Here is a 675-nt window from a genome sequence, read left to right as displayed (position 1 = left end):
GAGCAGGTCGATGAGTTTGATGCCGATGAAGGGGGCGATGACGCCGCCCAGGCCGTACAGGTAGAGGTTGCGGCTGAGGAGCTGGGAGGCGCTGGCGGGGCGGTAGCGTACGCCGCGCAGGGCCAGCGGGATGAGGGCGACGATGACGACGGCGTTGAAGACGACGGCCGACAGGATCGCCGATTGGGGGCTGGCCAGGCGCATGAGGTTGAGGGCGTCCAGGCCGGGGTAGACCGCGGCGAACATGGCCGGGATGATCGCGAAGTATTTGGCGATGTCGTTGGCGATGGAGAAGGTGGTCAGGGCTCCTCGGGTGATGAGGAGTTGTTTGCCGATCTCGACGATTTCGATGAGTTTGGTGGGGTTGGAGTCGAGGTCGACCATGTTGCCGGCTTCTTTGGCGGCGCTGGTGCCGGTGTTCATGGCGACGCCGACGTCGGCCTGGGCCAGGGCGGGGGCGTCGTTGGTGCCGTCGCCGGTCATGGCGACCAGGCGTCCGCCTTGTTGTTCGCGTTTGATGAGGGCGAGTTTGTCTTCGGGGGTGGCTTCGGCGAGGTAGTCGTCGACGCCGGCTTCGTCGGCGATGGCTTTGGCGGTGAGCGGGTTGTCGCCGGTGATCATGACGGTTCTGATGCCCATGCGCCGCATCTCGTCGAAGCGTTCGCGCATGCCCTG

1 protein-coding gene is annotated in these 675 nt (G+C 65.6%); it reads right to left on the bottom strand.

All coding sequences use genetic code 11. The annotated features are described in order from the left end of the window. Positions 1-675, bottom strand: a 675-nt coding sequence (locus tag Aph01nite_RS40995) for an HAD-IC family P-type ATPase (RefSeq protein WP_204046491.1), incomplete at both ends; no start/stop codon positions are given.

It is taken from the genome of Acrocarpospora phusangensis (assembly GCF_016862995.1).
Taxonomy (GTDB): Bacteria; Actinomycetota; Actinomycetes; order Streptosporangiales; family Streptosporangiaceae; genus Acrocarpospora; species Acrocarpospora phusangensis.
This window is presented reverse-complemented; position numbering and strand designations above follow the sequence as displayed.